Here is a 4,906-nt window from a genome sequence, read left to right as displayed (position 1 = left end):
CAAATCTGTAGAGTCAATTCTGCAAACAGGACTTTGCAAAATATCGCGGCATCATGTCCATTTATCAAAGGATATAGAAACAGCACAAACTGTTGGTGCTAGGCATAGAAAAGCAGTGGTTTTTACTGTAAATACTGCGGCAATGCATCAGGCAGGTTACATCTTCTATTGTTCTGCTAATGGTGTTTGGTTAGTCGATTGCGTGCCACCTGAGTATCTACAAAGAATTTGAATTTTAACAAAATAGAATATTTAACCGATATTTGCCAAGAAGTTACTTAATGCAGAAGTTGCAACAATTACTGCATTTTTGAATTCAACTCAGATCGATGTAACCATAGCGCTTGTACTCCTAATACTGTATTCTCTGATAGATTAGCGTCTGCAAAACAGGGATTAAGAGTAATTCCATTCCGGTTTACACCAGAAAAAGTAACTTTGTAGATTTGTCTATAAAATTACAAACTCTCAATAGTAAAAATACTATCAATCTCTTAGCCTACTCACCCAATGTAGGTTAAAAATCTCACCAAACTACCATTTTAGATTTATCCAAACCCCAAGATGCCTTCTAAGCGAATCTTGTTTATCAGTAACGGCCACGGAGAGGACAACCATACCTCTCATGTTATTCAGACTCTGCGCCAATTGTGTCCTTCGATTGAGATGGCAGCAATGCCGATTGTGGGTGAAGGAAGAGCTTACCGCAGCTTGGATATTCCCATTATTGGGCCCACACAAACAATGCCCTCCGGCGGATTCTTTTACATGAAGCGCCTCTATATGCTCAAAGACTTTCAATCGGGATTGATTGGGTTAACGTGGCGACAATTACAAGCGGTGTTGCAGTATGCTCCTAACTGCGATTTAATTATGTCTACTGGAGATTTTGTCTCCCAAACATTTGCTTACTTAACAAAGCGTCCCTTCGTTTCGTTTATCTCTTGTCTTTCTGCCCTCTATGAAGGGCAATTGCGTATCAATCCACTGCTGTGGCACGACCTTAATTCTTCCCGATGTCTGGCAGTTTTTACTAGAGATTCCTATACGGCTTCCGATCTCCAACGGCAAGGTATAGCTAAGGCTAGGTTTGGTGGGATTCCAGCTTTAGATCGCATTGTCCCCACTGGCAAAGACTTGTACCTGAAACCGGATATTCCTGCGATCGCACTTTTACCAGGATCGCGGATGCCGGAAGCCGCGCGAAATTTCAGTTTGCAGTTGCAACTGGTGATAGAAATCGCCAAGGTGATGCCTGAGTCAGGATTCCAGTTTCGTGCCGCCTTAGTACCAAATTTGATGGCGCAATTAGACGACATTGCTAAAAGTCAAGGTTGGCAACTGAATCAAGGCATACTCACCTATTCTCCTCCAGAAAGTTCTGCTGAGGAATCATCGCTTGTAGAAGTGAGATGTTACTCAGATGCCTTCAGTGATATCTTGTATTACTCTACCCTCGTCATTGGTATGGCAGGGTTGGCAGTGGATCTAGCTGTAGCGATGGGGAAACCTATCATCCAGATTCCCGGAGAGGGCCCTCAATTTACCTATCAATTTGCAGAAGCGCAAACGCGGCTGTCGGGCATTTCGGCTCAAACCATCGGCACTAAGCCAGCAACCCCTGAGATTCTCAAGCAAGCAGCTAAACGAGTAGTCGAAACTTTAGAAGATTCAGACTACCTCGCTAAGTGCAAAGTAAATGGCCCTGAGCGATTTGGCCCACCCGGCGCATCTGAGAGAATTGCCCGCTTTCTACTAAACTCTCTAGGAGAAACTGAGTAGAATATTGCGTCAGAATTCAGGAGTCGGCACGGTTGGGTAACATGGTGTGGTAGGCTAACGCCGTAATGCATCTCAATACTTGTCGGTTAACGGGAAAAGGGGAATGGGAAAGGGGAAAGAAAAAACCTTTAACCTTTTCCCTTTAACCTTTTCCCAAAACCAAATTCCAGTTTAAAATCCTTAACCGAGCAGTATTGTAATGCATCTCAATTCTGACTCCTGACTCCTGACTCCTGACTCCTGAATTCTTACTTACTTATGAAAGTCCGCTCTAGTTACTGGCAACTGTTGCCTTATCTCTGGCCCCAATGGCCGCTGTTAATCCGGGGATTGGCTTGTATCTTAGGATTTGTGTTATTCACCCTAGCAGTGCCCTATTTAGCAGGTCAGGTCGCTTTTTATCTTGGCCAGGGAAATGTTAACCAGATTGCCTACTGGCTCGGACTAGCCACTTTAGTATTTTTGGTTCGAGGGCTTTGTCAATACGGGCAGAATGTCTTTATGATTGCTGCTGCCCTGAACATGGTTTTAAACTTGCGTAAGCGGGTTTATGCTCACCTGCACAAACTTGGATTAGATTACTTTGAAACCACACAGACGGGAGACTTGACCTATCGCCTGACTGAAGATATCGATCGCGTCGGCGAAATTGTGGACAAATTATCGCATCAGTTTCTTTCCAATTTGTTGCAGTTAATTGCGATTCCCATTTACATGCTCTACCTGAATTGGCCGCTCACTCTTGCGGGTTTGATTTTGGCTCCTTTAATGGCTTGGTTAATCGGGGAATTTGGTCAGCGATTACTGGTGCTATCTCGCCAGAGCCAAAATCAAGTTTCCAATTTGTCGGCGATGCTAACTGAAGTATTTAGCGGGATTCGCGTTGTTCAGGCTTTTGCAGCCCAAGAATATGAAGTAAAGCGATTCAATAAAGAAGCAGAAATCAATCGCCAAGCTAAGTATCGCGCTCTACAACTCAAATCCATTCAGTTTCCCGTTGTCGGTTTTTTGGAAGCAGTTAGTATTATACTGCTGTTTTTATTAGGAGGATGGCAGATTTCTCAGGGACAACTAACCACTCAAGGGTTTATCAGTTTCTTAGCTGCTGTGGCTTTACTGATTCAGCCAATCGATATGCTGATTAGCAATTACAACGAGTACAAACAGACCGAAGCTTCTGTTGAACGCATCTTTGAACTGATGGCGAAGGAACCTAGTATCAGCGAAAAATCGAATGCTCAGGCAATGCCACGAGTTATGGGCAAGGTAGAGTATCGTCATGTCGATTTCGCCTACAATCCCGATCAGCCAGTGCTTAAGGATCTCTGCTTGAACGCTTCTCCTGGTGATGTGATTGCCTTGGTTGGTTCTTCTGGAGCTGGCAAATCGACGTTAATTAACCTTTTACTTCGCTTTTATGACCCTCAGAGGGGTCAAATTCTGGTCGATGATATTGATATCCGTGATGTCACACTCACCAGCTTGCGCCATCAAATTGGCATTGTTCCCCAAGATGTTACCCTTTTTTCGGGAACGATCGCTGAAAATATCGGTTACGGTCAAGAAAAATTAGATTTAGCAGCGATTCAGGAAGCAGCCAAGATTGCCAACGCTCACTCCTTTATCACCCAGTTTTCTCAGGGTTATCATACCTGGGTAGGAGAGCGTGGAGTTAACCTATCGGGGGGACAACGCCAAAGATTAGCTATTGCTAGAGCAGTTGCCAACGATCCTCGAATTCTCATCCTGGATGAGGCCACCTCTGCCCTCGATTCTGAATCAGAAGCACTAGTTCAAGAAGCACTGGAACGAGTGATGCAAAACCGTACCGTGTTTATTATCGCCCATCGCTTGAGCAGCGTTCGTCGGGCTGACTGCATTCTCGTAATCGAACAAGGAGAGGTGGTTGAAGCTGGTACTCACACCTCCCTGCTGTCTCAAGAAGGACGGTATGCCCGTTTTTACGCCCAACAATTCTACTCTACAGATGAGTAGTAGTCTGTCAATAAATAATTGATGGATAAATTAAGAGTAGAGATGGCGATTTATCGCGTCTCTCTAACTTTTTCAAATCAACATCCCAGCAATACAAGCGGTGATAAAACCTGCTAACAATCCGCCAATCATTGACCTTACACCCATACGAGCTAAGTCATGCTGCCGATTAGGTGCTATCCCCGCAATCCCGCCAATGGTAATGCCAATTGAACCGATATTTGCAAAATTACATAATGCGTAAGTTGTAATAATTACTGCACGTTGAGAGATTTTTCCACTTTCAATTAGTGCTTTTAAATCCAAAAAAGCAATAAACTCATTCAAAATTGTTTTTGTACCCAATAAAGCCCCAACTTGCCGACAATCAGCCCAAGGTATGCCCATTAGCCACGCCACGGGAGCCATGAGAAAAGACAAAATCCACTGTAATGAGAGTTGCTGTAAGCCCACAAATGCACCCAACCATCCCAAAAGTGCATTCAGGGCAGCCAATAATCCCAAAAAGGCGATAATCATCACCCCAACATTAACTGCTAGCTTTACGCCGTCAATTGCTCCGGTAGTAGCAGCATCAATTACATTTACATAATTAGTTTCTACATCTGCTTTTGCTTTGCCAGCCGTCTCCGAAACTTCTGTTTCTGGGTAAAGTAATTTTGATACCACCAACGAAGTGGGAGCAGTCATAAAGAAAGCAGCAATCAGGTGTTCTGCTGGGATGCCAAAGGAAAGATATGCTCCTAGTACTCCCGCTGCAATTGTAGCAAAACCACCTGTCATCACGGCATGGAGTTCCGATTGCGTCATATTCGCTATATAAGGTTTAACCATCAGCGCCGACTCTGTTGGCCCCAAAAAGATGTTACCTGCACAGGATAAAGATTCAGAACCCGATGTTTTCATCGTTTTCATCATTACCCACGCCATCACATTTACGACTCGCTGTAAGATTCCGTAGTAATACAAGACGCTGATGAAGGCAGAGAAAAAGATAATTGTCGGCAGCACTTGGAAAGCAAAAAAATGATCTTTAAAATTTTCTCCAAAGACAAATTTTGCACCAACATCAGAAAATGCTAAAAATTGGCTGACAAAATCTCCCAGAGATTTAAACACAGTTAAACCC

The 4,906-nt window shown here is 43.8% G+C and carries 4 protein-coding genes; 3 read left to right on the top strand and 1 reads right to left on the bottom strand.

What is annotated here, in order from left to right:
* The 3 genes from IQ229_RS13090 to IQ229_RS13080 form a co-directional block, all read left to right on the top strand.
* The coding region (locus IQ229_RS13090) for an RNA 2'-phosphotransferase (protein ID WP_194044313.1) at nt 1-232 on the top strand (232 nt) is incomplete at its 5' end.
* Nucleotides 233-564: 332 nt separating this feature from the next.
* Nucleotides 565-1,782 carry a lipid-A-disaccharide synthase-related protein gene (locus tag IQ229_RS13085; protein ID WP_194044311.1) on the top strand — a complete coding sequence of 406 codons (1,218 nt, stop codon included), beginning with the start codon at nt 565-567 and terminating at the stop codon, nt 1,780-1,782.
* A gap of 258 nt (nt 1,783-2,040) precedes the next feature.
* Entirely contained in the window at nt 2,041-3,777 is a 1,737-nt protein-coding gene (locus IQ229_RS13080) for an ABC transporter ATP-binding protein (RefSeq protein WP_194044309.1), read from the top strand.
* A gap of 72 nt (nt 3,778-3,849) precedes the next feature.
* On the opposite strand, the gene IQ229_RS13075 is transcribed toward IQ229_RS13080, so the two are convergent.
* Nucleotides 3,850-4,906 (bottom strand): NupC/NupG family nucleoside CNT transporter (locus IQ229_RS13075; RefSeq protein WP_194044307.1); only part of this gene is annotated, 1,057 nt, incomplete at its 5' end.

It is taken from the genome of Nostoc cf. edaphicum LEGE 07299 (genome assembly GCF_015207245.1).
GTDB classification, from domain to species: domain Bacteria; phylum Cyanobacteriota; class Cyanobacteriia; order Cyanobacteriales; family Nostocaceae; genus Nostoc; species Nostoc edaphicum_B.
Note: the sequence above shows the minus strand (reverse complement) of the source record. Positions and strands in the feature narration are given on the sequence as shown.

Excerpts from the sequence above, each read along its gene's own strand:
- IQ229_RS13085 (WP_194044311.1), top strand. The coding sequence starts at position 565 with ATGCCTTCTAAGCGAATCTTGTTTATCAGTAACGGCCACGGAGAGGAC.
- IQ229_RS13080 (WP_194044309.1), top strand. The coding sequence starts at position 2,041 with ATGAAAGTCCGCTCTAGTTACTGGCAACTGTTGCCTTATCTCTGGCCC.